At 71.7% G+C, this 25,631-nt stretch carries 22 protein-coding genes; 13 read left to right on the forward strand and 9 right to left on the reverse strand.

Going from position 1 to position 25,631, the window contains the following annotated elements; all coding sequences use genetic code 11:
- Positions 1 to 69: 69 nt before the first annotated feature.
- The 6 genes from ABZO29_RS35515 to ABZO29_RS35540 form a co-directional block, all read right to left on the reverse strand.
- Positions 70 to 1,284 carry an acyl-CoA dehydrogenase family protein gene (locus ABZO29_RS35515; protein WP_367324293.1) on the reverse strand — a complete coding sequence of 405 codons (1,215 nt, stop codon included), beginning with the start codon at positions 1,282 to 1,284 and terminating at the stop codon, positions 70 to 72.
- A gap of 5 nt (positions 1,285 to 1,289) precedes the next feature.
- Positions 1,290 to 2,312 carry a phosphotransferase family protein gene (locus ABZO29_RS35520; protein ID WP_367324294.1) on the reverse strand — a complete coding sequence of 341 codons (1,023 nt, stop codon included), beginning with the start codon at positions 2,310 to 2,312 and terminating at the stop codon, positions 1,290 to 1,292.
- A 179-nt stretch (positions 2,313 to 2,491) separates the two neighbouring features.
- Positions 2,492 to 2,815 carry a DUF202 domain-containing protein gene (locus tag ABZO29_RS35525; protein WP_367324295.1) on the reverse strand — a complete coding sequence of 108 codons (324 nt, stop codon included), beginning with the start codon at positions 2,813 to 2,815 and terminating at the stop codon, positions 2,492 to 2,494.
- On the reverse strand, positions 2,812 to 3,204 hold the full coding sequence (locus ABZO29_RS35530; RefSeq protein WP_367324296.1) for a YidH family protein: 393 nt from the start codon (positions 3,202 to 3,204) through the stop codon (positions 2,812 to 2,814). Before ABZO29_RS35530 ends, ABZO29_RS35525 begins: the two co-directional genes overlap by 4 nt.
- Before the next feature lie 32 nt (positions 3,205 to 3,236).
- Entirely contained in the window at positions 3,237 to 3,752 is a 516-nt protein-coding gene (locus tag ABZO29_RS35535; RefSeq protein ID WP_367324297.1) for an NUDIX hydrolase, read from the reverse strand.
- 272 nt (positions 3,753 to 4,024) lie between these two features.
- Positions 4,025 to 4,918 (reverse strand): DMT family transporter, encoded by an 894-nt coding sequence (locus tag ABZO29_RS35540; protein ID WP_367324298.1) that lies wholly within the window; start codon positions 4,916 to 4,918, stop codon positions 4,025 to 4,027.
- 265 nt (positions 4,919 to 5,183) lie between these two features.
- On the opposite strand from ABZO29_RS35540, the gene ABZO29_RS35545 reads away from it, so the two are divergent.
- A complete protein-coding gene (locus ABZO29_RS35545; RefSeq protein ID WP_367324299.1) occupies positions 5,184 to 5,909 on the forward strand; it encodes a molybdopterin-dependent oxidoreductase in 726 nt (241 codons plus the stop codon).
- Positions 5,893 to 6,516, forward strand: a complete 624-nt coding sequence (locus ABZO29_RS35550) for a cytochrome b/b6 domain-containing protein (protein WP_367324300.1) — start codon at positions 5,893 to 5,895, stop codon at positions 6,514 to 6,516. Before ABZO29_RS35545 ends, ABZO29_RS35550 begins: the two co-directional genes overlap by 17 nt.
- 138 nt (positions 6,517 to 6,654) lie before the next feature.
- On the opposite strand, the gene ABZO29_RS35555 is transcribed toward ABZO29_RS35550, so the two are convergent.
- Both ABZO29_RS35555 and ABZO29_RS35560 read right to left on the reverse strand, forming a co-directional pair.
- The gene (locus tag ABZO29_RS35555) at positions 6,655 to 8,082 is read right to left on the reverse strand and encodes a GntP family permease (protein WP_367324301.1); all 1,428 of its coding nucleotides are present in this window, start codon (positions 8,080 to 8,082) and stop codon (positions 6,655 to 6,657) included.
- A 47-nt stretch (positions 8,083 to 8,129) separates the two neighbouring features.
- Positions 8,130 to 8,648: a gluconokinase gene (locus ABZO29_RS35560; RefSeq protein ID WP_367324302.1), complete on the reverse strand. Its 519-nt coding sequence runs from the start codon at positions 8,646 to 8,648 to the stop codon at positions 8,130 to 8,132.
- A 175-nt stretch (positions 8,649 to 8,823) separates the two neighbouring features.
- On the opposite strand from ABZO29_RS35560, the gene ABZO29_RS35565 reads away from it, so the two are divergent.
- Entirely contained in the window at positions 8,824 to 9,525 is a 702-nt protein-coding gene (locus ABZO29_RS35565) for a FadR/GntR family transcriptional regulator (protein ID WP_367324303.1), read from the forward strand.
- Between the two features lie 6 nt (positions 9,526 to 9,531).
- On the opposite strand, the gene ABZO29_RS35570 is transcribed toward ABZO29_RS35565, so the two are convergent.
- Positions 9,532 to 9,963, reverse strand: a complete 432-nt coding sequence (locus tag ABZO29_RS35570; RefSeq protein ID WP_367324304.1) for a YchJ family protein — start codon at positions 9,961 to 9,963, stop codon at positions 9,532 to 9,534.
- 370 nt (positions 9,964 to 10,333) lie between these two features.
- Here ABZO29_RS35570 and ABZO29_RS35575 point away from each other — a divergent pair, with 370 nt between their 5' ends.
- The 10 genes from ABZO29_RS35575 to ABZO29_RS35620 are packed head-to-tail and all read left to right on the forward strand — an operon-like array spanning position 10,334 to position 25,629.
- The gene (locus ABZO29_RS35575; RefSeq protein WP_367324305.1) at positions 10,334 to 12,199 is read left to right on the forward strand and encodes a phage tail sheath family protein; all 1,866 of its coding nucleotides are present in this window, start codon (positions 10,334 to 10,336) and stop codon (positions 12,197 to 12,199) included.
- A 34-nt stretch (positions 12,200 to 12,233) separates the two neighbouring features.
- Positions 12,234 to 12,758 carry a phage tail protein gene (locus ABZO29_RS35580; protein ID WP_004003113.1) on the forward strand — a complete coding sequence of 175 codons (525 nt, stop codon included), beginning with the start codon at positions 12,234 to 12,236 and terminating at the stop codon, positions 12,756 to 12,758.
- A 32-nt stretch (positions 12,759 to 12,790) separates the two neighbouring features.
- Complete coding sequence (locus ABZO29_RS35585; protein WP_367324306.1) at positions 12,791 to 13,519, forward strand: hypothetical protein; 729 nt, start codon at positions 12,791 to 12,793, stop codon at positions 13,517 to 13,519.
- The gene (locus ABZO29_RS35590) at positions 13,512 to 14,288 is read left to right on the forward strand and encodes a hypothetical protein (protein WP_367324307.1); all 777 of its coding nucleotides are present in this window, start codon (positions 13,512 to 13,514) and stop codon (positions 14,286 to 14,288) included. The genes ABZO29_RS35585 and ABZO29_RS35590 overlap by 8 nt, the downstream gene beginning before the upstream one ends.
- Positions 14,289 to 14,336: 48 nt before the next feature.
- Complete coding sequence (locus tag ABZO29_RS35595) at positions 14,337 to 15,287, forward strand: DUF4255 domain-containing protein (RefSeq protein ID WP_367324308.1); 951 nt, start codon at positions 14,337 to 14,339, stop codon at positions 15,285 to 15,287.
- 33 nt (positions 15,288 to 15,320) lie between these two features.
- On the forward strand, positions 15,321 to 17,363 hold the full coding sequence (locus ABZO29_RS35600) for an AAA family ATPase (protein WP_367326330.1): 2,043 nt from the start codon (positions 15,321 to 15,323) through the stop codon (positions 17,361 to 17,363).
- The gene (locus ABZO29_RS35605; protein ID WP_367324309.1) at positions 17,354 to 17,632 is read left to right on the forward strand and encodes a hypothetical protein; all 279 of its coding nucleotides are present in this window, start codon (positions 17,354 to 17,356) and stop codon (positions 17,630 to 17,632) included. The genes ABZO29_RS35600 and ABZO29_RS35605 overlap by 10 nt, the downstream gene beginning before the upstream one ends.
- Complete coding sequence (locus ABZO29_RS35610; protein WP_367324310.1) at positions 17,629 to 24,342, forward strand: DUF4157 domain-containing protein; 6,714 nt, start codon at positions 17,629 to 17,631, stop codon at positions 24,340 to 24,342. Before ABZO29_RS35605 ends, ABZO29_RS35610 begins: the two co-directional genes overlap by 4 nt.
- Before the next feature lie 16 nt (positions 24,343 to 24,358).
- Complete coding sequence (locus ABZO29_RS35615; RefSeq protein WP_367324311.1) at positions 24,359 to 24,946, forward strand: hypothetical protein; 588 nt, start codon at positions 24,359 to 24,361, stop codon at positions 24,944 to 24,946.
- A complete protein-coding gene (locus tag ABZO29_RS35620; RefSeq protein ID WP_367324312.1) occupies positions 24,943 to 25,629 on the forward strand; it encodes a hypothetical protein in 687 nt (228 codons plus the stop codon). Before ABZO29_RS35615 ends, ABZO29_RS35620 begins: the two co-directional genes overlap by 4 nt.
- The last annotated feature ends 2 nt before the right edge of the window (positions 25,630 to 25,631 follow it).

A 25,631-nucleotide genomic window follows, 5' to 3' on the forward strand; every position in this document is an offset into this window, starting at 1 on the left:
CGCATCGCCGTACGCACGGGTAAGGGGCGGCCGCTCTGGCGGCCGCCCCTTACACATGCTCCATCCGGCTCACAGGTACTTCTTCAGCTCCCGCCGCGCCAGCGACCGCTGGTGCACCTCGTCCGGGCCGTCGGCGATCATCAGCGTGCGGGCGGCCGCGTAGAGCTCGGCCAGCGGGAAGTCCTGGCTGACGCCGCCGGCGCCGTGCAGCTGGATCGCCCGGTCGATGATGTCGACGACCGCACGGGGCGTGGCGATCTTGATGGCCTGGATCTCCGTGTGCGCGCCCCGGTTGCCGGCCGTGTCCATCAGCCAGGCCGTCTTCAGCACCAGCAGCCGCAGCTGTTCGACGGTCACGCGCGCGTCGGCGATCCAGTTGTGCACCACGCCCTGCTGGGCCAGCGCCTTGCCGAAGGCGGTCCGGGACACGGCCCGCCTGCACATCAGCTCGATCGCCCGCTCCGCCATGCCGATCAGCCGCATGCAGTGGTGGATGCGGCCGGGACCCAGCCGGGCCTGGGCGATGGCGAAGCCGCCGCCCTCCTCGCCGATCAGGTTCGACACCGGCACGCGCGCGTGGTCGAAGATCACCTCGGCGTGACCGCCGTGGTAGTGGTCCTCGTAGCCGAAGACCTGCATGGCACGCTCGACCGTGACGCCCGGCGTGTCGCGCGGGACCAGGACCATGGACTGCTGGCGGCGGATGTCGGGGCCGTCCGGGTCCGTCTTGCCCATCACGATGAAGATCTTGCAGTCCGGGTTCATCGCCCCGGAGATGTACCACTTGCGGCCGGTGATGACGTACTCGTCGCCGTCCCGCTCGATGAGCGTGGTGATGTTGGTGGCGTCCGAGGAGGCCACCTCCGGCTCGGTCATCGCGAACGCCGAGCGGATCTCACCGGAGAGCAGCGGCTCCAGCCACTGCTTCTTCTGCTGCTCGTCGCCGAACTGCGCGAGCACCTCCATGTTCCCGGTGTCGGGTGCGGCGCAGTTCACCGCGGTGGGCGCGAGCTGCGGGGAGCGGCCGGTGATCTCGGCGAGCGGCGCGTACTGGAGGTTGGTCAACCCGGCGCCGTACTCGGTGTCGGGCAGGAAGAGGTTCCACAGTCCCTGCCTGCGCGCCTCGGCCTTCAGCTCCTCGACGACGGCCGGGGTGTCCCAGGGCGACGCCAGTGCGGCCCGCTGCTCCTCCGCCACCGCCTCGGCCGGGTAGACGTACTCGTCCATGAAGGCGAGCAGCTTGGCGCGCAGTTCCTCGGTGCGGGCGTCGAACGCGAAGTCCATGGCCGTCAGCCTTCCTGAAGAGTGGTCAGGCCGTGCTCGATGAAGACGGGGACGAGGTCGCCGATGCGGTCGAAGCCGCGGCCGACCGTCTGGCCCAGTGTGTAGCGGTAGTGGATGCCCTCGAGGATCACGGCGAGCTTGAACCAGGCGAACGCCGTGTACCACGAGACGGCCGAGACGTCGCGCCCCGAGCGGGCCGCGTAGCGCTCGATCAGCTCGGCGGGAGCCGGGTGGCCGGGGGCCTGCGCGGTCGTGGAGACCGGCGAGTCGGGCATGCCGAGCGGCATGCTGTACATCACCAGCAGGCCGAGGTCGGTCAGCGGATCGCCGAGTGTGGACATCTCCCAGTCGAGGATCGCCTTGATCTTGTCGTCGGCACCGATCAGGACGTTGTCGAGCCGGTAGTCGCCGTGCACGACGGCCGGGGCGGGGGAGGCGGGCAGCCGGCGGCCGAGCGCCGCGTGCAGCTCGTCGACGCCGGCCAGGTCGCGGTTGCGGGAGGCGTCGAGTTGCTTGCCCCAGCGGCGTAGTTGCCGGTCGAGGAAGCCCTCGGGCCGGCCGAAGTCCGCGAGCCCCACCTCGGCGGGGTCCACCGCGTGCAGCTCGACGAGGGTGTCCACCAGGGACAGCACCGCGCCGCGGGTGCGCTCCGGGCCGAGCGTGGCGAGCTGGTCGGCCGTGCGGTACGGGGTGCCCTCGACGAACTCCATCACGTAGAAGGGCGCCCCGAGCACCTCCTCGTCCTCGCACAGCAGCACCGGACTCGGCACCGGCACGCTGGTCGGGTGCAGTGCGCTGATCACCCGGTGCTCGCGCTTCATGTCGTGCGCGGTGGCCAGGACGTGGCCCAGCGGGGGCCGGCGTACGACCCATTTCGAGGTGCCGTCCGTGAGCTCGTACGTCAGGTTCGACCGACCGCCCTCGATCAGCCGGCCGGTCAGCGGGCCGTGCACCAGGCCGGGCCGCTCACGGTCGAGCAGGCCGCGCAGCCGGTCGAGATCGAGTCCGGGCGGGTGGTCGGGGCTCATCAATGCTCCTACGGACGGATGAACGGGACACGACCAATGATGCCGACCGGTCGGTATGTCGTCCAGTGGGGACGCCCAAAGTGATCGGGGCCACGATAGGCCCACGGCTCCCCGGGCAGCATCGGGGGAGCCGTCGGCCGGTGTTTTTCGGCCGGGCTCGGTCATTCGGCCGGGCTCGGTCAGAAGACCAGCGCCGCCGCGCACGCCGCCATCGCCGCCGTGCACAGGACCGCCGCCGCGGCGTGCCGGAGGGCGAGCGCGGGCGCGGCGGTCGTCGTGGCCAGGGCGTGTATGCGGCGGTGGGCGATCAGCAGGAAGCCCAGCCAGAGCCCGCAGCACAGACCGCTCACCACGACACCGGCCGCCGACGGACCGCCGTGCAACGCCGTCTTCACGGCGAGCACGGTGGCCACGGTGCTCGACAGCGTCGTACGCCGCCAGGCGAGCCGGGTTCGCTCGGGCTGCAGCCCCGGGTCCCGCCCGTCGGCCGCGTCCGCGCTCATCCTTCCCATCCCACGAGTACGACGACGACCATCGCGACCGCCACGACGGCGACCGCGATGCTCAGCAGCGCCGGGAACCGCGACACCGGCAGGTCCTCGCCCCGGCGCATCGCCCGCTCGCAGCGCACCCAGTGGTTCACCGCGCGCAGCGAGCACAGCACGCCCGCGGCGAGCAGCGCGAGCGCCAGCCCGACGCGCCAGCCCCAGCGCAGGTCCGGCAGGAACTGGTCGACCGCGAAGCCGCCGCCGATCAGCGCGAGCGCGGTGCGCAGCCAGGCCAGGAAGGTCCTCTCGTTCGCCAGTGAGAACCGGTAGTCGGGGGTGACGCCCTCGTTCCTGACCTCCCGGGGCGCGAACCACAACCGGACGTTTTGCACGAACTCGATCACGCGTTTGACCTTACCGGGCTCGCGAAGGGCGATCAGCCCGCTGTCCGGTGGTCCTTCAGCCGCTCGTACGCCGCAAGTCCGTCCGGAACCCACTCCCACTCCGGCAGGCGGCGCTCCACCTCCTCCTCCGGCAGGAAGTCGTGCCAGGCCACCTCCTCGACCTGCGGTCGCACGGGGAGGTCGCAGCGCACCTCGTACACCGCCGACCACCAGGTCTGCCCCGCGCCGTCGTCGTAGAGGAACTTGAAGAGGAAGGCGGGCCGGGGCAGGCCGCTCACGCCCAGTTCCTCCTCGGCCTCACGCAGGGCCGCGTCGTCGTAGGCCTCGCCCGCTTCGACGACCCCGCCGACGAACATGTCGTACAGGGAGGGGAAGACCAGCTTGGTCGGCGTGCGGCGGTGGACGAAGATCCGGCCGAAGGAGTCGCGGGCCTGAATGAAGACGCATCGGTGGCGCAGCCCGCGGGCGTAGGCCTCGCCGCGCGGGGACTGGCCGACGACCAGGTCGTTCTCGTCGACGATGTCGAGAATTTCGTCTGCAGCGCTCATCGGCCCATCCAAGCAGGGCCCCGGGGGCGGGCGTCAGTTCGGCTGCGGGTCGCGCATGCGCTCGCGTGGGGCGGTGCCGGTGTCGGCATTGCCGGGTGCACGATGGCGACGACTGCCGTGGTGAGTGCGGCCGGGGCCCCTCGTACGGGCGTCAGTTCGGCTGCAGGTCGTGCTCGCGTGGGGTGGCGCCGTTGGCATTGCCGGGTGCAGGCCCGGCTGCACGATGGCGACGACTGCCGTGGTGAGTGCGGCCGGGGCCCCTCGTACGGGCGTCAGTTCGGCTGCAGGTCGCGCACGCGCTCGCGTGGGGTGGCGCCGGTAGGCATTGCCGGGTGCAGGCCCAGCAGCACGATGCCCGCGACGATCGCCGCGAGTCCGGCCGCCTCCCAGGCCAGCGCGCTGGTGTCGGTGCGCAGCCGGTCGCCGAGGAAACCCACGCCGCAGGCGATGCCGGCCAGCGGCTGGGCCGCGGTCAGGGCGGGCAGCGACATGCGCAGCGACGCGGTCTCGAACGCGCTCTGCACCAGGATCAGGCCGGTGACACCCAGTGCGAGCACGGCGTACGGCTGCCAGCCGGTGAGCAGTTCGGCGAAGCCGCCCGCGGAGAACCGCTGGCCGCTGACCCGCGTCAGGGCGTCCTGCACGCCGTACAGCAGCCCGGCCGCCAGGGCCAGCAGCACCGGTCCGGAGCTCAGCCGCGAACGCTTGGCGTACGTCGTGAGCAGCAGCGCCAGCCCGATCATCACGCCGATGATCAGCCAGTGGCGCAGCGGATCGCTGACCGCGCTCCCGCCGCGCGGCTCGCCGGCCACGATGAACGTGGTCACCCCGCCCGCGAGCAGGCCGAGGCCCGCCCAGCCCTGGCGGCCCAGCGGCTGCCGGGTCTGGTGGCGGGAGAGGGCGAGCGCGAAGAGCAGGTTCGTCGCGAGGAGGGGTTCGACGAGGGAGACCTCCCCCTGGCCGAGCGCGATCGCGCCCAGGACCATGCCGGCCACCATCAGCCCGATGCCGCCCAGCCAGCGCGGCACCTTCATCAGATCGAGCAGCAGCCGGAAGGACAGGAAGTCGCCGAGGGGAGCCTTCTGTGCCGCGTTCTGCTGGAGCACGAAGCCGAAGCCCAGACAGCATGCGGCGCTCACGGCGAGAACCAGAACCAGAACCGACACGCTGCGTACCTCGATCGTTGGGCCGGGCCACGGGGTCGTGGTGCGTAGTGGCCGACTGTAGCGTCCCAGGGCGGTCCATGCCCCGGGTGTGCCCGGAACCGGGCGGTGCACGCCATGGTCCGCTGCCGCACGGAACGCCGCCATGGCGTGCACCACACCACTGGGTGTCCGCCCCTGTGAAAAGCCCGTGAGAAATGATTACGGAACCCGGACCCGTACCCGGGATCCCTGGCCCGACCCCGGTCGCGGGTGCTCGAATGAAGAGGTGAACTCCGAACATCCCGAGGAGCGGGGCACACCCGTCGGCCGTCGCGTCTTCCTCGGCACCGTCGGCCTGGGCGTCCTCGGCGTCGCCACCGCGCCCACCCTGCAACGCGGCCTCGAGGCGTTCCTCGGCGGCGCCGCCGAAAAGGACCCCACCGGTCTCACGGGACTGCTCCCGAACGGCGGCGGCTTCCGCTACTACTCGGTGACCTCGTCCGTCCCGCACAAGAACGCCGGGAACTACCGCCTGACCGTCGACGGCCTGGTCGACCACCCGAAGACCTACACCCTCGCCGACCTCAGGGCACTGCCCCAGACCCGGCTCGTCAAGGACGTCCAGTGCGTCACCGGCTGGCGGGTCCCGGACACGCCGTTCGAGGGCGTGCAGCTGTCCCGGCTGCTCGATGCCGCCGGCGTGGGCGCGAAGGCCAAGGCCGTGCGCTTCACCTGCTTCGACGGCGCCTACTCCGAGAGCCTCACGCTCGACCAGGCCCGCCGCGCCGACGTCCTGGTCGCCCTGCGCATGCAGGACAAGGACCTCGGCCACGACCACGGCGGCCCGGTCCGCCTGTACGTGGCGCCCATGTACTTCTACAAGTCCGCCAAGTGGCTCTCCGGGATCACCGTCACCGACGAGGTGCGGCCCGGCTACTGGGAGGAGCGCGGCTACGACGTCGACGCCTGGGTGGGCCGCTCGAACGGACGGGACGATGAGCCTACGAGCTGAGACCCCGCCGAGGGCCGTGCGGATCGGCCGCTTCAGCCGGGCCGAACGGTGGGTGCACCGCACCACGGCCGCGCTGATGGGCGTGTGCGTGGTCACCGCGGCCTTCCTCTACGTCCCCGAACTCGCCCAGCTCGTCGGCCGCCGCGAGCTGGTGGTCCGCGTCCACGAATGCGCCGGGCTCGCCCTGCCGGTGCCCGTCCTGGCGGGCCTCGCCTCCCGTGCCTTCCGTGGGGATCTGCGCCTGCTGAACCGCTTCGGCCCGCACGACCGCGTCTGGCTGCGCGCCGCCCTGCGCCGGGACAAACGGCGCGCGTCACGTCCGGCCGGCAAGTTCAACGCCGGACAGAAGATCTACGCGGCCTGGATCGCCGGCGCCACACTCGTCATGCTCGGCACCGGCCTGATCATGTGGTTCACACACCTCACCCCGCTGATGTGGCGCACCAGCGCGACCTTCGTCCACGACTGGCTGGCGCTGACCATCGGCGTCGTCCTGGCCGGTCACATCGGCATGGCACTGGGCGACCCGGAGGCGCGGCGCGGCATGCGGACGGGGTCGGTGAGCCAGGAGTGGGCTGAGCGGGAGCATCCGTTGTGGCGGCGGTGAGCGGGGCCGGCGGGCGGCGCGCTCTCCGGCCCGGTTGCGGTGAACGGCTACTCGGGTGGCGAGGTCCCGCAGCACCCGCAGCAATCCGAGCCGGTCCGGTAACGGCGTCAACTGCTCGACCGGAAGAGCCACTTACCCCTAGAGGATCAGTGACAGCAGCAGGACCACACCCCCCGCGACCACCGAAATGATCGTCTCCATCACCGACCATGTCTTGATCGTCTGGCCGACGGTCAGGCCGAAGTACTCCTTCACCAGCCAGAATCCGGCGTCGTTGACATGGCTGAAGAAGAGCGATCCGGCTCCGATGGCGAGGACCAGCAGGGCCGCGTGGGTAGTCGACATGTCGGCCGCCAGCGGGGCCACCAGACCCGCCGCCGAGACCGTCGCGACCGTCGCCGAACCGGTCGCCAGGCGGATCGCGACCGCGATCAGCCAGGCCAGCAGCAGGGCCGGGATGGACCAGTCCTCGGAGATCTCGAGGATCATCCGACCGACACCGCAGTCGATCAGCGTCTGCTTGAAGCCGCCGCCCGCGCCGACGATCAGCAGGATTCCGGCGATGGGGGCCAGGCCCTTCTCGACGACTTGCGAGATGCGCTCCTTGCTGAAGCCGGCGGGCCGGCCCAGCGTGAAGATGCCGACGATCACGGAGGCGAGCAGGGCGATCAGCGGGGAGCCGATGACGTCGAAGACGCGCTGCACGGTGTGCGTGGGGTCGTCCACGACGATGTCGACGAGCGCCTTGGCGAGCATCAGGACGACCGGCAGGAGGATCGTGGCCAGCGTGGGGACGAAGCCGGGGCGCTTGTCCGGTTCCTCGGAAGCGCGTTGGGCGGGGGTCTGGGGGGAACCCCCGGTCGGATACAGCATCCGGTCCGGGGCCGGCACGTCCACCCAGCGCGCCGCGAACCGCGAGAACAGCGGGCCGGCGATGATCACCGTCGGGATGGCGACCAGCACGCCCAGCGCCAGCGTCACGCCCAGGTCGGCCTTGACCGCGTCGATCGCGACCAGCGGGCCGGGGTGCGGCGGAACCAGGCCGTGCATGACGGACAGGCCCGCGAGCGCCGGGATGCCGATGCGCATCAGCGAGTAGTTGCCCCGCTTGGCGACCATCAGCACGACCGGGATCAGCAGTACGACGCCGACCTCGAAGAACAGCGGCAGACCGATCACCGAGGCGATCAGCACCATCGCCCACGGCATCGAGCGCCCGCCCGCCTTCGCGAGGATCGTGTCGACGATCTGATCGGCGCCCCCGGAGTCGGCGAGCAGCTTGCCGAGGATCGCGCCCAGGGCGATCAGCACGCCCACGCCGGCGACGGTCGCGCCGAGTCCGGTGGTGAAGCTGACGATGGTTTTGTCGAGCGGTGCCCCGGCGAACGCGCCGAGCGCCAGCGAGCCGAGGGTCAGCGACAGGAAGGCATGGAGCTTGAACTTGGTGATGAGCAGGACGATGACGGCGATGCCCGCCAGGACGGCTATGCCCAGCTGAGCATGACCGGCCGAGGTGATCGGCTCGACGGTGTCCGCTGCCAGCATCTCGGCACTGAGTCTGGTCACGGGGTCCCTTGCGGATATGGGTTGGCGGAGGCCTTGCGGATGAGGGGCTACTGCGGTGGGTCGGGAAGCCCGGCCAGCGCCTTCGCGGCCCGGTCGGTGATCTCCTGCGGGCTGCCGGAGACGTCGACCGCGACGCCCGCCTCGTCCGCGCCCAGCGGCTGGAGCGTGGCGAACTGGGAGTCCAGCAGCGCGTGGGGCATGAAGTGGCCCCGGCGATGCGCCATCCGGTCCGCGACGAGTTTCCGGTCGCCCGTGAGGTGCACGAACACGATCCCGGGTGCGGCGGCCCTGAGCCGGTCGCGGTACGACCGCTTCAGCGCCGAGCAGCTGACCACCCCGCCCAGCCCGGCCCGCCCGTGCGCCCAGGCACCGATGGCGTCGAGCCACGGCCACCTGTCCGCGTCGTCGAGCGGGACACCGGCCGACATCTTGGCGATGTTGGCCGGCGGGTGGAAGTCGTCGGCCTCGGCGTACGGGACGCCCAGCCGGGCGGCGAGCAGGGGACCGATGGTGGTCTTGCCCGTGCCGGCGACGCCCATCACCACGACGACGTGAGGGGTGCGCATCAGTGCCTCGCTGTCTTCCTCGACATCCGGCTGTCTCTCCTCGACATCCGACTGACATCCGGCGTCGGCTCCCGACGCCGGCCTCACCCAAACCCATTAGGTACGACGAATTCAAGGGTCTGTGACAAATAAGTCTGACTTTTTGGCTCCGTTACGTGCCGCGTACGCTGAGTGCATGAGCACACCGGGCCGGGGGCTGCACGGCCGCGTACTGGACACCCTCGGCCCCGCGATCACTGCGGGCGAGTACCCGCCTGGCAGCGTTCTGCGCACGGACGAGCTGGCGCAACGGTTCGACGTGTCACGCTCCGTGATGCGCGAGGCGGTCCGGGTGCTCGAATCCATGCACCTGGTGGAGTCCCGCCGCCGTGTCGGCGTGACGGTCCGTGCGAAGTCCGAGTGGAACGTCTACGACCCGCAGGTCATCCGCTGGCGTATGCAGGGCGCCGACCGTCCGCGGCAGTTGCGCTCGCTCACCGTCCTGCGCTCGGCGGTCGAACCGGTCGCGGCCGGTCTGGCGGCGAAGTTCGCCACGGCCGAGCAGTGCGCCGAACTCACCGAGTGCGCCCTCGGCATGGTGGCCAACTCGCGCGGCCACCGGCTGGAGGGGTACCTCGTCCACGACATGGCCTTCCACCGGGTGATCCTCACGGCCTCCGGCAACGAGATGTTCGCCCGCCTGGGCGACCTCGTCGCCGAGGTCCTCGCCGGCCGCACCCACCACGAGGTCATGTTCGAGGACCCCGACCCGGCCGCCGTCACCCTGCACGTCCAGGTCGCCGAGGCGGTACGCGAGGGCGACGCGGCGCGCGCCGAGCGGCTGACCCGGGAGATCACGGTCGGTGCGCTGCAGGAGCTGGACATCCTGGCGCCGTAGCGCGCCTCAGCCGAGGGAGTCGAGGAAGTCTCCCTCGACGTACACCCACGCCCCGTCGACCCGCTCGAACCGGCTCCGCTCGTGCAGTGAACCGCCTTTGTAGGAGGCCCGGAACGTCACCGTGCCGGTGGTGTGGAACGCCGAGCCGTCGGTCGTCTCCAGGATCTCCAGGCCGGTCCACCTCGTTGCGGGGTCGAAGTCGACCCGCGGCGGGCGGGTGCGCGGATGCCAGGTCCGCAGCAGGTACGCCTCGTCCTGCTTCACGAAAGCGCTGTAGCGCGAACGCATCAGCCTCTCGGCGGTAGGGGCGGCCGCCTCACCCCGATGGAATCGGCCACAGCACGTTTCGTACGTCTCCGCAAGACCGCAAGGACAGGTGGGCTTGTGAACGGGGGCGGAACCGTGCTGCCGCCTGAGATGCGAGGTACGTCGGGACATGCCCTCCATTCTGCTGCACCATCACCCGTGCGGAATCTGTGAAGCACCTGTTCCGACACGCGCACATCGTGTGCGGGTCGTGCGTCCCCCACTTCATCGAACCTCCCTTCGAACTGGCGTGAAGACACCTTGCTCGTGCAACGGCCAACTCACCAAGGTGGATGAGCACTTGAGCATCAGGAGTCACAAGCGTGCTTGCTTGACCCGGGCGGCAGTCCGTCCGGGGAACCGACGGGGGAAAGCTGTTGCGGGTGCGCGGTCCGGCGCGTCATGGCGTCCCGGAACACTTGCGCGCGCCCCGGCCGAGACGTCTCCCTCTGCCGCCTCTTGGTGCCTTCGACCCGGTGCCTGAGAAGGGATAGGAGGGGGAATGCCGACGAATGCCGTGAGCGCCGCGAGGCCGACATATCCGGGCGTCTACGTCGAAGAGCTTCCCAGCAGCACCCGCACCATCTCCGCCGTGACCACCTCGGTGACCGCCTTCGTGGGACACACCCGGCGGGGCCCGCTGAACGAGCCCGTGCGCGTCACCGGCTTCGCCGAGTTCGAGCGCCGCTTCGGGGGCCTGAGTTCGCAGAGCGCCGTCGCCTACGCGGTCCACCAGTTCTTCGGCAACGGCGGCACGACCGCCGTGATCGTCCGTGTCGCCAAGGCCGGCAGCGGCAAGGCCGCCTGCGTCGTGCTGGAGTCCACCGAGGGCCACAGCGAGAGCCGTGTCCTCGAGGTCCACGCCAAGGAACCCGGGGTGTGGGGCAACGGCCTGCGCGTCGCCGTCGACTACGACACGCCCTGCCCCGACGAGACCTTCAACCTGCGGGTGTACGACGCCAAGGGCGACGCCCGCGAGAGCTTCACCGGCCTCTCCACGGACGCCGGCCACGGGCGTTACGCGCCCACCGTGATCAACGCGAGTTCCCGGCTCGTCCGCGTCGAGGCCGTCGGCGAGGGCCGCCCCGACCCGTCGGGCACCGTCTCCAAGCCGTTCGGGCGCGAACTGCCCGACCTGGCCGTCGACCTGACCGTGAAGATCGGCGACGTGGAGCGCGAGTTCACGCTCTACGACCCCGATTGCGACGGCGAAGCACCGTCCACCGTGGCCGAGCTGGCGCTGCTCCTGGAGCGCAAGCTGCGGGCGCTGCCCGACGCGCCGGGCAAGCACGCCTTCGCCGGTGCCGAAGTCACCGCCTTCGGACGGCGGTTGCAGGTCGTCGCGGGCTCCACCGACCCCGAGGACGTCGTGCGCTTCCTCGGCGAGTGCGCCAACGACCTGGGCCTGGAGGCCTCGGTCAACCCGCCGGTTTTCCCGCTCGAGGGCGGCGAGGACGGCGCGGCCCCGGGCCCGCGCGACCTGATCGGCTCCGAGGCCGACAAGACCGGCATCCAGGCGCTGCGCGGGGTGGCCGACGTCAACCTGCTGTCGCTGCCGGAGCTGGCGTCGTACGAGAAGACCGAGGACGCGCTCACCGTCGTGTCGGCCGCCCAGCGGCTGTGCGAGGAGCGTCGGATCTTCCTGCTGGTCGACGCGCCGAGCACCTGGGTGAGCGTCGACACGGCCCGCGCCGGGCTCTCCGCGTTCGACGCCGTGCGCGGCAACCACGCCGGCCTGTACTTCCCGCACATCCAGCTGACCGACCCGCTCACCGGGCGGCTGCGCGCCTTCCCGCCGTCCGGCGCGGTCGCCGGCGTCATCGCGCGCACCGACTCCGAACGCGGTGTGTGGAAGGCCCCGGCGGGTACAGAGGCCCAGCTCGTCGGCGTGCACTCGCTCACCGTCGATCTCACCGACCGCGAGACCGGGCTGCTCAACCCGCTCGGCGTCAACTGCCTGCGCACGTTCCCGCTCACCGGCCCGCTGGTGTGGGGCGCGCGGACGCTGGAGGGTTCCGACGCGCTCGACAGCGCCTGGAAGTACGTCCCGGTGCGGCGGCTCGCGCTGCATGTGGAGGAGAGCCTGCAACGCGGCCTGCAGTGGGTCGTGTTCGAGCCCAACGACGAGAGCCTGTGGCAGCAGATCCGGCTCAGCGCCTCCTCGTACCTGCACACCCTCTTCCGTCAGGGCGCCTTCAAGGGCAGCACCCCGCGTGCGGCGTACTTCGTCAAGTGCGACAGCGAGACCACCACCGACGAGGACGTCGCGAACGGCGTCGTGAACGTCCTGGTGGGCATCGCGCCGGTCCGCCCGGCCGAGTTCGTGGTCGTCAAAATCCAGCAGACGTCGGGGCAGTTCGCGCTCTAGCACCCCTTGAACCTTGGAGAGCTGAAGGAATCCGATGGCTGAGTTCACGGTCAACGCCCATCGCTTCGACCCGTACAAGAACTTCAAGTTCCTGGTCCTGTGGGACGGTCGAACGGTCGCCGGCATCAGCAAGATCAGTCCGCTGAAGCGGACCACCGAGGTCGTCAAGCACCGCCACGGCGGCGACCCCTCCTCCCCGCGCAAGTCGCCGGGCCGCTCCGAGTTCGAGGGCATCACCCTGGAGCGCGGAGTCACCCACGACCCCGAGTTCGACCGCTGGGCCAACAAGGTCTGGCAGGTCGGCGCGGGACTCGGATCGGAGGTGTCCCTCGCGGACTTCCGCAAGGACATCGTGATCCAGGTCCTCAACGAGGCCGGTCAGGTCGCCGTCTCGCACAAGCTCTACCGGACCTGGCCCAGCGAGTACCAGGTCCTCGGCGAGCTGGACGCCAACGCCAACGCGGTGGCCATCCAGTCGCTGAAGCTCGAGTGCGAGGGCTGGGAGCGGGACTACGAGGTGCCCGAGCCCGAGGAGCCGTCGTTCCTCAACCCGGCCTGACCTGAGGGCAGTTGAGAGAAGCGGGGGAGGACATGGGGATCACCGGGGCGGCCGAGCTCCTCGCCACCTGGGAGGCGGGGCTCGGCGAGGCACCCGCAGGGCGCGCGCTGCTGCTGCACCGCACGGCACGCCCGGACCTCGACGCGGGCACGCTGCCGGTGCTTGCGGTGGGCGAGCGCGAGGCCGACCTGTTCGCCCTGCGCCGGGCCCTGTTCGGGGAACGGATGCAGGTGCGGCTCGGGTGCGCGGCGTGCGGGGAGGACATGGAGTTCGATCTGGACGCAGGGGAGTTCGCACGGAGCCTCGGCGCCTCCCCCGGCTCGGTCGTGCGGGTCGCGCAGGACGGCTGGGACGTCGAGTTCCGGCTGCCCGGCGTCGCCGACCTGGCGGCGGCGGCCCGGTCGGCCGACCCGCGCGCGGCGCTCCTGGCGCGGTGCCTCGTCTCGGCGGTCCGCGACGGTACGGCGGTGACGGCGGGGGACCTGCCCGCGCCCGTGCAGCGCCGCATCGCCGAGGCCGTCGAGGCGGCCGATCCCGGGGCCGACGTGACACTCAACATCGCCTGCCCCGAGTGCGGCCTGGCCACCAGGGCCGAGCTGGACATCGCCTCCTACCTGTGGACCGAACTGGACGCCTGGGCCCGGGACGTGATGCTCGACGTCCACCTGCTCGCCACCGCCTACGGCTGGAGCGAGCCGGACATCCTGGCGCTCAGCCCGCTGCGGCGCCGCTACTACCTGGAGCTGTGTGCGGATGTCTGACTCCCCCACGGGAAGCCTCCCGACGGATCCCGGCCGGGGCTCGGGCCCGGGTCCGTCCGCGCCGGACTTCCTCGACCGGCTGATCGCCCGGCACGCCGCCCCTGTGACGGAGGCGGTGCGCGTACGGCCCCGGCTGCCCGGCCCGTTCGAACGGGCCGAGGCGGTACGGGCCCGGGCGCCCGAGCCGGACGGGGCCGACCCGCTGCTGTGGCCCTCCGCCACTCCGTCGTCCGCACCGGAGCGGGACGCCCCGCGTCCGGCCGCGGCCACACCGGCCCGGCTGCACACGGAACGCGAGCGGACCGTTGTACGCACCGAGCGCGAGCCCGGTGACCAGGGCCGGCGGTCCGCGGTACCGGAGCTGCCCGAGGCACCGCTGCTGCGTCCCTCCGCGCCACTCGCCCCGGGCCCGCGACCCGCCGCCGAGAGCCCGCGGCGCACGCCGGGCCGGGGGCGTGCGGAGCCGGGCCCCGACCGGACCGCGGTGTCCGTGCCCACCCCACCGGGTACGGACACCGCTCCCCCCGCTTCCGCGCCGGTCGCGGCGCGGCCGGCCGCCGCGGACACGGCGGCGGCACGCGAGGCCGCACGACAGGCCGCCGCACGGCGGCCTGCGCGGGCGCCCGAGCAGGTGGTGCAGGTGCAGATCGGGCGGCTCGAAGTGACCGCGGCACCGACCGCGGGGCCCACCCGGCAGCGCCCGCCGGCGGCGGGCAGGCCCGGGGCGACCGTGAGCCTGGCGGAGTACCTGGCGCGAGGACGCGAGTGAGCCGCACACAGCAACCAGTAGGACAAGAGGAACCGAGGAACTGACGCCATGAGCAACGCACTGGCCATCGCCCATGTCACCCAGGCCCTCGCCCTGCTGATCGCGAACAACGTCGGCCCGGAGTTCGGCGAGGCCGTCAAGGTGGAGCCGCGCAAGCCGCCGGCCGATCCGCCGGCCGAGCCGACCGTCTCCGTGTTCCTCTACCAGGTCACGCCCAACACCTCGCAGCGGGGCAACGACCTGCCGACCCGCGCGACCGACGGCACGCTGGTCAAACGGCCCGCCGCGGCCCTCGACCTGCACTACCTGATCACCGCCTACGGCGAGGACGCGGAACTCGTCGGCCAACGGCTGATCGGCTCCGTCGTGCGCACCCTGCACGAGATCCCGGTCCTGCCCAAGGACGTCATCGAACAGGCGGGTGATAAGCCCTATTTGGCGGGCAGCGACCTCGCTGAGGCGGCACAGCGGGTGCGGTTCACACCGACGGTGATGGACATCGACGAGACGTCGAAGCTGTGGGGGATGCTCTACCAGACCCCGTACGCGCTGTCGGTGGTCTACCAGGCGGCCCTGGTCTTCATCGACGGCCGTGAGACACCGGTGCCGGCGAAGCCGGTGGAGCGTCCGGACGTACGGGTGCTGCCGTTCGGGGCGCCGGGCGCGCCGGTCCCTCCGGGGGCCGAGCGGCAAGTTGATGAGCCGTCAAGTCCAGTGACCTCCGGGGCGGTTGTGAGGCCGGAGGCGCCGCCCGTCAAGGCTGTGGCCAAGAAGGCGACGAAGGCCCCCGCGAAGCCTGCCGCCAAGGCCCCCGCCAAGACGACGGCCAAGGCGCCGGCGCGGCCCCGCAGGACGGCGCCGCGGGCCGCGGGTTCCGCGCGGTCCGGCCCCCGGCACATGGACGGCGATTCCGCCACCCGCCCGGACGGCGATTCCGCCACCCGCCCGGACGGCGGGCCCGACACCCGTCGGGCGGGCGGCGAGGACACGGAGAGCTGAGACGGCATGGGGACCACGGGGGCAGGTGAGGACATGGGGACGTACGAGCCGGGCGAGGCAGGCGCGGGCCACGGCGGCACGACGCTGACCACGGAGATCCGGCGTGTCCTGGACCGGGTCGACGCCCACGCGGCCCGCGCCGGGCAGCGGCCCCCGGTCGCCCCGGAGGCAACCGACGGCGGCGAGTCCCCACGCTCTGCCGACGCACCGGGCGCCGGCGACGCGCCCGTCCCCGGCCCGGAACACGAAGCGCCCGGCCGCACCCCCGCCCTCCCCGGCCCCGGCACCGCCCCCCTGGACGCCCTCGTCGCCTGCTTCGGGCTCACCGCCTTCGAGCGGGACATCGTCCTGCTCACCGCCGCCGACGAGCTGGACCCGACCGCCGCGGCGCGCTGTGCCGCGGCCGCCGGGGATCCGCAGCGGGCGTACCCCACCTTCTCGCTCGCCCTGGCCGCGCTGGCCGAACCGCACTGGAGCGCGCTCACACCCGTCGCGCCGCTGCGGCGCTGGCGGATCGTCGAACTGGACGACGCCTCGCGGCTGACGACGTCGCGGCTCCGGCTCGACGAACGCATCCTGCACTTCCTGCTGGGCTCGCCCTACCTGGACGCCCGCCTGCACGGGCAGTTGCGCCGCGGCCCGGTGCCGGACGCGCTGCCGCCGTCGTACGACCTGGCCGCGAGCCGGCTCGCCGAGGGCTGGGCCGGCGCCCCGGAGGGGACCCCCTTGGTCGAGGTGACCGGCGGCGATGCGCGCAGCCGTGCCGACGTCGCCGCCGCCGCGGCCGCCCGCTCCGGGCTCGGGCTGTACGCCATGAGCGCCGAGGACGTCCCGGGAGACCCCGCCGAGCGCGACCGGCTGTCCCGGCTGTGGCAGCGCGAAGCGATCCTGCTGCCGGCCGCGCTCCTCGTCGAGGTGGGCGAGCTGGACCGTGACCAGCGGGCGGCGACCGAGGCGTTCCTCGCCGGGGCCGCCGTACCGGTCGTGGTGTCGAGCGAGGACCCGCTGCGCTCGGAGCGGCCGCACGGAGCCCGGGTCGCCGTGCCGCGCCTCGACGACGAGGAGCAACTCGACCTGTGGGACGAGGCGTTCGAGGCCGTCGACCTCGACGAGGACGAACTCCGCTCACTCGTGGCGCAGTTCCAGCTGCCGCCGCACGTCGTACGGACCGCGGCCGCCTCCGTACGTCGCCGCCTGCCGTACGAGGAGGAGCTCGACGTCGCCGAACTCGCCTGGCGGGCGGGGCTCGACGAGGCCCGCATCGGGATGGACGAGCTGGGCCGCCGCATCGAGCCGCGGGCCGGCTGGGACGACCTCGTGCTGCACGAACGCCAGACCAGCGTGCTCAGGGAGATCGTCGCGCATGTCCGGCAGCGGCCCACCGTCCACCAGGAGTGGGGCTTCGCGGCCACCCTGCGCCGCGGGCTCGGCGTCACCGCGCTCTTCGCGGGCGGCTCCGGCACCGGAAAGACCCTGGCCGCCGAGGTCATGGCGAACGAACTCGGCCTCGACCTGTTCGTCATCGACCTCTCGCAGGTGGTCAGCAAGTACATCGGCGAGACCGAGAAGAACCTCCGCCGGGTCTTCGACGCCGCCGAACGCGGCGGTGCCCTGCTGCTGTTCGACGAGGCCGACGCCCTGTTCGGCAAGCGCAGCGAGGTCAAGGACAGCCACGACCGGTACGCCAACCTCGAGGTCAGCTACCTGCTGATGCGCATGGAGGCCTACCGGGGCCTGGCCATCCTCACCACCAACATGAAGAAGGCCCTCGACACGGCCTTCCTGCGGCGCATCCGCTTCCTCGTCGACTTCCCCTTCCCGGCCGAGCACGAACGCGCCGAGATCTGGCGGCGCGTCCTGCCCCCGCAGGCCCCGGTGAAGGACATCGACCCGGCTCTGCTCGCCCAGCTCACCGTCGCCGGCGGCTCGATCCGCAACATCGCGCTGTCCGGGGCGTTCCTCGCCGCCGAGGAGGGCGACCGGCTCCAGATGCGGCACATGCTCGCGGCCGCGCGCACCGAGTACCTGAAGCTGGAGCGCGCACTGACCCCGTCGGAGGTGCGCGGATGGGTGTGAATCCGTCGGCGGTACGGGTGGAGATCGGGGAGCTCGTGCTGGACGGCTTCCGTGTGGACCCCGAGCGGGTCTCGGCCGCCTTCGAGCGTGAGCTGACCCGGCTGGTCCGGCTGCACGGCGTACCACTGGCCACGAAGGGCCCGCTGGCCGTCGACGCGCTGTCCGGGCTGCCGCCGCTGCCCGCCGGCCTGTCCGCGCGGCGGCTCGGGCAGGAACTGGCGCGCGCGGTGCACGAAGGGCTGAGCGGCTACGGGGAGGTGACCCGGTGACCGCGCAGAACCAGGAGGCGCGTTCGGAGCAGGCGGCCGAACAGCGCCGGCGCAGGCGGAAGGAACGGGCCGCCAAGGCGCGTACCCCGGAGCCCAAGAACATCGTCAGCGGCGCCGGACAGCCTCTCGACCCCGGCGTGCGGCGGGAGTTGGAGGAACAGCTCGGGCACGACCTCGGTCGAGTGCGGCTGCACACCGGACGTGACGCCGGGCAGCTGACCGAGCTGCTCGGCGCCGACGCCGTCGCCGTCGGCCAGGACGTCTTCTTCCGCGAGGGCGCCTTCCGGCCCGGCACCGACGAGGGCCGCCGCCTCCTCGCCCACGAGCTCCTGCACACCGTGCAGAGCCCGCACGGCCTCGGCGCGCTGCGGGCCGGCCGCGAACTCGGCGCGGTGAGCCTGCCGCAGCAGGCGATCGAGCGGCAGGCGGAGTCGGCGGCCCAGGACCTCGTACGACCGTCCGGGCCCGAGGAGTCCGCGCCGGAGGTCGAGGAGGGGCAGGCCACCCCCGGCTGGCTGCGGTACGCCACCGTGGACGCGGACCGGGGCCGCACCGAGGCCATCGATCCGGCGACCCTCGTCGACCGGCTCGCCAACTCCCTCGTACGCTCCCTGCGCGGCGACCCGGAGGACCTCTCCCAGCGCACCCGCAAGCAACTCGCCCGGCTGCCCGACGAGTTGCTCGACGGCGTGCTCGCCCGGCTGGAGAGCAGGCTGCTCGGCTCCGAGCACGACCGGGTGCTCGACCTCGTCGACGAGATCGAGGCCTACGACGACTTCGCCGGCGAAGGTCTGGAACGCGACGCGCACGACAGTCCCGCGATCGAGCCCGACACCGCCGACGACGTGCGCACCGAGCGCGAGAACCGGCTGCGGACCGCCGAGGAGAAGCGGACGGAGGAGCAGCGACCGCAGCCGGCGCCGGGCCCGGAGAAAGAGCAGACCGGGCAGCAGGACGCGGCCGGCAGTGCGCCACAGAACGCGCCCGCCGGCCCGGCACAGCGGCCGGGCGCGTCGGGCGGCGGCTCCGCTCAGGGCGCGTCCGCCGCTCCGGCACCGGCGAGGGAGCAGTCGTCCTCCTCGGATTCGCCCGGTCCGGCCGGGAGGGCGGACACGGGACAGCAGGGCGGCGAGAAGTCCGCCGACACGACGGGCGGCAAGGAGAAGGAGCAGGCCGGCCAGGAGGCGACCCGGCAGCAGCCGACGCCCGCCGCGAGCAAGGAGGAGTCCGCGGCCCGCAACCGTCCGGGAGCCGCGGACGCGGCCGTGGCCGGACGGCAGCTGAAGCAGCAGGACCGGCGCGGACAGCAGAAGCCCACCGGTTCACCGACCGCCGCAGGCAGGGACACCCGGCTGCCCGGCGCTTTCAGCACCCTCGACGGCGTCCGCAACCAGGATGCCGGCGGCCCGGAGGAGAAGACCGAGGAAGACCCGTTCGGCGCGGGCGGCGACTCCGAGGTCGAGGTCGGGGGAGAGGAGCCGAGCGCCTGGGACGTCAAGCTCCGCCCCGAGGACTTCATGCCGCAGCAGGACCTGGACGTGTCCGGCGTACCGACCGCGGACACGCTGGACCCGTCCTCGTCGGCCGGTCGGGCCGCCCCCGCCTTCCCCGCCGCGCCGCCGACGAAGGCCGAGCAGGTGCAGGCCGACCGGGAGGCGGAGGACGCCGAGCAGGAGACGGCGGAGCCGGAAGAGGACACCGCCGACGAGGCCTTCGACGCGGAGTCGCCGACCGCACAGACCGAGGGCGGTCCGGAGAGCGCGACCGGGCCGAGCGGCCTGGCGGTGGAGCGGGCGGCCGCCGTCCCGCCCGTGTCGGGTGCGGCATCCCGGGACCCCAAGAGCGGTGACGACCCGAAGGCCGGTCCGGTCGTCGCGCAGACCACGGTCCAGGAGACCCAGGGCAGGTCCGAGGGCGGCAGCGAGGCCAAGGAGGCGGCCGCCAAGGAGGAGAAGGGCACCGCGGCCGGCGGCGACAAGACGGCCGCCGCGCCGGAGAAGGAGTCCCAGCAGGCCACCGGCGGCAGGGCGGCGCAGACGGACGCCGGGGCGAAGGAGGCTGCCGGGGGCGCGGATTCGGCGACCTCGGGGTCTTCGGCGGATTCGGCGGCTTCGGCGGCGCAGGGGACCGGTGCCGGGCACGATGCAGCGGGGGCGGGCGCGACTCAGGGTGCTTCCGGTACGTCGACCGCGACTGGCACGTCGACGGCGACTGGCACGTCGACGGCGACCGGCACGTCGACGGCGACCGGCACGGCTACCGCACCGGACGGTGCCCAGGAGACCGGGGCCGCGCCGAGCGGCCGTACGCGGACATCCGCCGCAGCGCCGAAGTCCACACCCTCCGCTGCCCCGAAGTCCGAACCCTCCGCACGGTCGGCGCCCGCCGCCGAAGAGAAGACGGCTCCGGAGACCTCCCCCGCGCCCAAGGCGGGCCGGGCCTCCGCCGGTGGTGGCGGAGGGGGAGGCGGCGGCGGCAGCGCGGCCGCCCCGGCGCGCGGGAAGGGCAGGAAGGACTCCGCGCCGGCCCCGAACCTCTCCGGCGTCGCCCCGGAGGCGGGACTGGCAACCGCCTCGAAACTCAAACCCCACAAGGCACTTGAGGCGATGGGCGGCGTCGGCGGGGCCGTGGACCGTACGGTCGGGGACGAGCACAAGACGCTCGCCTCCGCACCGCCGGCCATGGAGCGACCCGCGGGTGCTCCGCAGACCCTGCAGGGCAAGCCGAAGACGGACGCTCCTGCGCAGTACTCGCAGGATCCGGCCCAGCAGGCGCAGGAACCGGACCGTGAGGACGCGAAGGTCACCGGCGAGAAGGAGCCCGAGGGGCAGATCGAGGCCGAGCAGGCCGAGGAGCCGGGCGGCTGGGACACCTTCAAGATGGCCCTGGGCTTCGGCATCGGCAAGGTGGCGAGCTGGCTCGGCTTCGAGGTCGACGCGCAGGAACTCGCCGCGAAGTTCGCCGGACTGCCGACGAAGGACGAGGCACTCAAGCAGGCGCAGGCGGGCAACGCGCCGGGCGTGCAGATGCGGGGTGCCGCCGAGCAGACCGCGGGTGAGCAGGACGGCCACGTCGATGCCAAGGGCCAGGAGACGCTCTCCACGGCACGCGACGACTCCGGCCGCGGCATGGGCGAGGACCAGGTCTACCCGAACGCCCCGAAGGAGCAGCTGACCGGGCAGGTGCCGGGACAGCAGGGTGGCGGCCAGGGCGGGGCGGCCGGGGGCGGCGGGGCGACGGGTGCCGTGCCGCCGGAGGCCGCGTCCGAGGTGGCCGAGCACGAACGCGGGCCGCAGTTCCAGGCGGCGTTCTCCGAGGGGCGCAAGGGGATCTCGGAGGGCCGGCAGGCCAAGGACCGGGACTTCCGCGACGCGCAGGCCAAGCACAAGCAGAAGGTGGACGCCGAGATCACGGCCAACACCGAGACGCAGGCGGGCGAGCGCGAGAAGGCGAGGGGCGAGGTCACCGCCCGGCGCGAGGACTGGCGCACGGAGCAGGACGAGGAGCTGAAGAAGCTCGGCGACAAGAAGTCCGAGCGGCACGACAAGGTCCGCAAGGACGTCGCGGACGAGGAGAAGAAGACCGACGACAACGTCGAGAAGGAGAAGGGGGACAGCGACAAGAAGATCCAGGACCAGAGCGACAGGGCGGAACGGGACGCCGAGAAGCAGCGCGACGGGGCGGTCCAGGACTCCGGCAACTGGATCACGAAGGCCTTCGACTGGATCAAGCAGAAGGTCATCGAGATCAAGAACGCGATCGTCCGGGTCATCCGGGCGGCGCGGGACGCCGTCGTCGGCTTCATCCGCAACTTCCGGGAGACGGTCGAGCGCTGGATCAACGACGCCCGCAAGAACATCGTCGAGGCGATCAAGAACCTCATCAAGGATCTGATCGAGTTCGCCGTGGCGATGGTGCGGGCGGTCATCGAACTGGCCAACCGGATACGCAAGCTCATCACCGACCTGATCGCCGCCGCCATCGCCCTCGTCAACCGCCTGGCACAGGCGCTGAGGCAGGCGATCACCGACCTGCTGAACGCCATCGGCAAGCTGCTGAGCAGCATCCTGGACATCCTCAGGAAGGCCCTGCAGGCCGCGGTCAAGGCCGTCGTGGACGCGGTGAAGGCGGTCCTGGACTTCGCGTCGAAGCTGCTGAGCGCGCTGGGCCAGTGGATGCTCATCGCGGTCGACTTCCTGTCCGACCCGGGCGGCTGGCTGAGCGGCGCCAAGAACTCGGCGGTGGACGGTGCGAAGAACCACCTGTTCCGCGAGGTCTCCTCGGCCGTCAAGGCCTGGTTCCAGGAGAAGATCCAGGAAATCATCGGCGTCCCGAAGGCGATCATCGACCAGCTCGTCAAGGGTGGCTTCACCCTTGACAAGATCGTCAAGGAGGCGTGGGACGCGGTCGTCCCCCAACTCCCCCTGATCATCGGCGAACTCGTCCTGACAAAGGTCGTCGCCAAGCTCATCCCCGGCGCCGGCTGGGTGATGGCGGTCATCGACGCCATCCGCACGGCCTGGGGCGCCCTGAGCGCCATCCTCCGCTCCCTGGGCGCCGTCCTGGACTGGCTCAAGGCGGTCCGCATGGGCGGCGCGGGCATCCTTTTCGCGAAGGCGGTCGCGGCGGGCGTGGTCGCCCTCCTCGAAGTCCTCTACCAGGCCCTGCTGAACGGCATCGGCAAGTACGTCGCGAAGGTGGGGCGCCGCTTGAAGGGCGTGGCGGCGAAGCTCGCCGGACGCAAGGGCCGGGGCGGCGGCAAGGAATCCGGCGCGGGGGGCTCCGACGACAAGGGCGGCAGGCGGGACGAGGGCCGCGGCGAGGAGCGGTCGGAGGCAGCCGCGCCGAAGAGCCCGGGCAGGCCCACCCCCACTGCCCCCGGAACCGGCCGTCCCCGTCCGTCCGGCCCGAGCGCCGGTCGCCCACCGGCCGGACCGGGTCGCGGGCGCCCCCAGACAGAAGGGCCGGCCTCCCGCCCGGACACCCGCCCGACGGCGTCCGCGCCCTCGCGCCCGCGCCCCGAACCCGGGCAGCGCCCACGGCCTGACCGGGACACTCCGACGAGGACGAGGGACGACCGGCCCGCAAAGAACCGTCCGAGGGACGACCGCGACTCGACGCGCCCCAGGGACGACGACCGCCGTCAGGACCGGCCGGGCCAGGACCGGGACCCGAACCGCCCCGGGGACGGCCGGGACTCCACCCGCCCCAGGGACGACGACCGCCGGCGACCCGAACGCGATCCCGGGCGCCCGAAGGACCAAGACCCGACCGGGCCCAAGAGGGACAACGACGGCAAGGACACCGACGGCAGGAAGCCCAAGGACGGCAAGGACACCGACGGCCGGAAGCCCAAGGACCGCGACAAGGACTCCAGGAAGCCGAAGGACGGCAGGGGGAAGGACGGGAAGCGCGGGCCCAAGGACAGGGACCCGGAGAAGGAGCGGCAGGACAGGCAGGACAAGAAGGACCGACGCAAGAAGGAGGAGGACTCCAAGGAGTCGAAGGACGAACGACTCCGAAAAATCGTCGCCCGGATCCGGCCCAAGGCCCGTGCCCTGCTCCGGCGGGGTGTGAAGGGTGCCCTGCTGCGCGGTTCCCTGACCGGGATGCGGGCCTGGTACCGCCTGACGGAACTGACTGCGCGCGGCAACACGAGCGGCGCGATCCACGCCGTACTGAACCCGGAACTGAGCTTCGAGAACTTCAAGAAGCTCCAAGTGCTGGAAGCGGCGAAGCGGGCCACGCGCGAGGGGCAGGACAAGACCAAGGGCACTCCGGGGGACAAGGACGCCACCCCGGCGCCCTTCGCGCTGGAGGAGGGGGCACCGCTTGTCGAGCAGAGCTACGCCTTCGAGGAATGGGTGAGCAGGCTGCCGCGCAGCGGAAAACAGGGCCGCGTCGTGCATCCGCAGCTCGACGAGAGCCAGTCGCCCAGGGTGAAGTTCGGCTTCCGGACAGATCCCGCCGCACCGATACTCAGCGCCGAAAACAAAATGGAGACGTATCAGGACCGCGCGGTGTACGCCCGGGAGCACGGATTCGGTACCGATTACCTGACTGCTTCCGCGGACGTCAGCGAGGGCCGGTTCTCGAGTGTTGCGCCCGCGCTGTTGGGTGAGGCCGTTTTCGACCGAGTGCTGCGGGAGTTGGACGAGAGCATGCGATCCCCGCTGATGCGCATAGTCGGGCGCGGCGAGGTGCGCTGGGCACTGCAGGGGAAGGACGAGGACGAAAGAAAGGAGCGGGTGCAGGAGATATTCCGGCGCGGACTCATGGTGCAGCAGAAGCCCGTTGCCGCCTCCGGACAGGTGGGCGAAGTACTGAGGATCATGCAGAGGTACGGTCCGGGCGCCACCATGGACCAGTTCTCGGAGTCCGATCTCGAACGCATGGCGGTCCTGCTCGAGCCGGGCAGGAAGAAATTCTCGGCCGGAAAGAGCAAGTCGCGGAAATGGGCTCGTACGAGGGGCATGGAGATGCCGTCCGAGCAGCAACTCCATGAAAGCGTCGAGACTCCGGAACGGTACGTCAACCGCTCGGTGCTGTGGCTCGACCGTGTATCGCAGTTCGAGGACATCCTCGTCTCCCCGGAGACGCAGGAGAAGGTGGCGGAGGAGGTCCGTCGGCGTATCGCGGAGGCCCGGGACGTGGACCCGGAGCTGGAGAACCAGGTGCCGTGGGTATGGGAACCCGAGCGCAAGGAATGAGAAGGAGGTGGTGTCTGTGGAGACGCCAATTCATCATCGCGGCGATCGCCTGATCCTCGCGGACGCGTCCTCGGCGGACGAGGTTGTCTTCTTCGCTCGGGGCGCCGAATTCCAAGAGGGACGTGAGAACAATACGCCTTACGGATCGGAGCGGGTCTGGGTGATTCGCAAGGGACTCTATTTTCACTATGTGGACAATCGTCAGGCCGATGTGCGCTACGTCCAAGTGACAGGAGACGATGCGGAGGACGTCCAGCGGTTCACCGAGCTGGCCGGAGAGTTCTTCACGACGGTCGGTGTCGACGCATTGTTGTCGGACGTCCGTGAGGCCAGGACACCGCAAGAGCGCGCCAGGACCCTGACTCGTCTCGCCGTCGGGCTGCCGAACCCGGCATCCGAAGAGGCCCTCCAGGAAATCCTGACGGCCTTCGACGACGAAGACGCGGCTGCGCGCCGCGCGGCTTTGCTGTCCGCCCTTTATCTCGACTGGGAGATCGTCGGCCCGAGCGTGAGAAGGATGGAGCAGTTCGACGATGAGGACATGTTGAGGGTCCAGGCGCAGTACTTCGTGGATCGACATGACCGGAGCGAAGGAAACTCATGACCCGCTACCCCGACATCCCCAAACCCATCCGCTCCGGCATGGTCGTGCTCGACCCCGACCGCGGCACCCCCCAGCGCGTCATAGTCCTGCAGTTCAACCCGGACACCCTGGAGCGCAGCCTCTCGCCGCAGTCCGCCGGTGACAGCGGTGATGCCGGAGGCGGTGGTACCGGCAGTGGGGACCGGAACGAGGCCCTGCGGCTCAAGGGTCCCGCTCAGGAGACCTGGAAGTTCACCGCGGAGATCGACGCCACCGACCAGTTCGAGATCGCCGCGCCCGACGGGATCCATCCGCAGCTGGCGACGCTGGAGATGCTCGTGCAGCCGACCGTGGCGCAACTGCGCGCCGCGAGCCGGCTGTCACGGAAGGGGACCATCGAGATCAGCCCGATCGAGATGCCGCTGACCCTGTTCACGTGGGGGAGGAAGCGGGTCATGCCGGTGCGGCTGACCGAGCTGTCCGTCAGTGAGTCGGCCTTCGACGTGAATCTGAATCCGATACGGGCGTCGCTGAGCATCGGCATGAAGATCCTCACCGTCAGCGACCTGCCCGCCGGACACCAGGGAGCCGACCTGTACATGGCCCACCTCGCGCAGAAGGAGCGGCTCGCGGCGGCCGCGCGGGGCGGCGGCCTGGGTGCCCTCGGGCTCTCCGGAGCAGACCTGATCACCGGAAGGGGCTGATC

Origin of the sequence: Streptomyces sp. HUAS ZL42 (assembly GCF_040782645.1) — a bacterium.
Taxonomy (GTDB): Bacteria; Actinomycetota; Actinomycetes; order Streptomycetales; family Streptomycetaceae; genus Streptomyces.

What these genes read in the sequence shown, in the direction of transcription:
- ABZO29_RS35595 (WP_367324308.1), top strand. Translation starts at nt 14,337, where the DNA reads ATGAGCAACGCACTGGCCATCGCCCATGTCACCCAGGCCCTCGCCCTG.
- ABZO29_RS35605 (WP_367324309.1), top strand. Translation starts at nt 17,354, where the DNA reads ATGGGTGTGAATCCGTCGGCGGTACGGGTGGAGATCGGGGAGCTCGTG.
- ABZO29_RS35520 (WP_367324294.1), bottom strand. Translation starts at nt 2,312, where the DNA reads ATGAGCCCCGACCACCCGCCCGGACTCGATCTCGACCGGCTGCGCGGC.
- ABZO29_RS35570 (WP_367324304.1), bottom strand. Translation starts at nt 9,963, where the DNA reads ATGTCCCGACGTACCTCGCATCTCAGGCGGCAGCACGGTTCCGCCCCC.
- ABZO29_RS35560 (WP_367324302.1), bottom strand. Translation starts at nt 8,648, where the DNA reads ATGCGCACCCCTCACGTCGTCGTGGTGATGGGCGTCGCCGGCACGGGC.
- ABZO29_RS35620 (WP_367324312.1), top strand. Translation starts at nt 24,943, where the DNA reads ATGACCCGCTACCCCGACATCCCCAAACCCATCCGCTCCGGCATGGTC.
- ABZO29_RS35575 (WP_367324305.1), top strand. Translation starts at nt 10,334, where the DNA reads ATGCCGACGAATGCCGTGAGCGCCGCGAGGCCGACATATCCGGGCGTC.
- ABZO29_RS35550 (WP_367324300.1), top strand. Translation starts at nt 5,893, where the DNA reads ATGAGCCTACGAGCTGAGACCCCGCCGAGGGCCGTGCGGATCGGCCGC.
- ABZO29_RS35525 (WP_367324295.1), bottom strand. Translation starts at nt 2,815, where the DNA reads ATGAGCGCGGACGCGGCCGACGGGCGGGACCCGGGGCTGCAGCCCGAG.
- ABZO29_RS35565 (WP_367324303.1), top strand. Translation starts at nt 8,824, where the DNA reads ATGAGCACACCGGGCCGGGGGCTGCACGGCCGCGTACTGGACACCCTC.
- ABZO29_RS35515 (WP_367324293.1), bottom strand. Translation starts at nt 1,284, where the DNA reads ATGGACTTCGCGTTCGACGCCCGCACCGAGGAACTGCGCGCCAAGCTG.
- ABZO29_RS35600 (WP_367326330.1), top strand. Translation starts at nt 15,321, where the DNA reads ATGGGGACGTACGAGCCGGGCGAGGCAGGCGCGGGCCACGGCGGCACG.
- ABZO29_RS35535 (WP_367324297.1), bottom strand. Translation starts at nt 3,752, where the DNA reads ATGAGCGCTGCAGACGAAATTCTCGACATCGTCGACGAGAACGACCTG.
- ABZO29_RS35590 (WP_367324307.1), top strand. Translation starts at nt 13,512, where the DNA reads ATGTCTGACTCCCCCACGGGAAGCCTCCCGACGGATCCCGGCCGGGGC.
- ABZO29_RS35580 (WP_004003113.1), top strand. Translation starts at nt 12,234, where the DNA reads ATGGCTGAGTTCACGGTCAACGCCCATCGCTTCGACCCGTACAAGAAC.
- ABZO29_RS35585 (WP_367324306.1), top strand. Translation starts at nt 12,791, where the DNA reads ATGGGGATCACCGGGGCGGCCGAGCTCCTCGCCACCTGGGAGGCGGGG.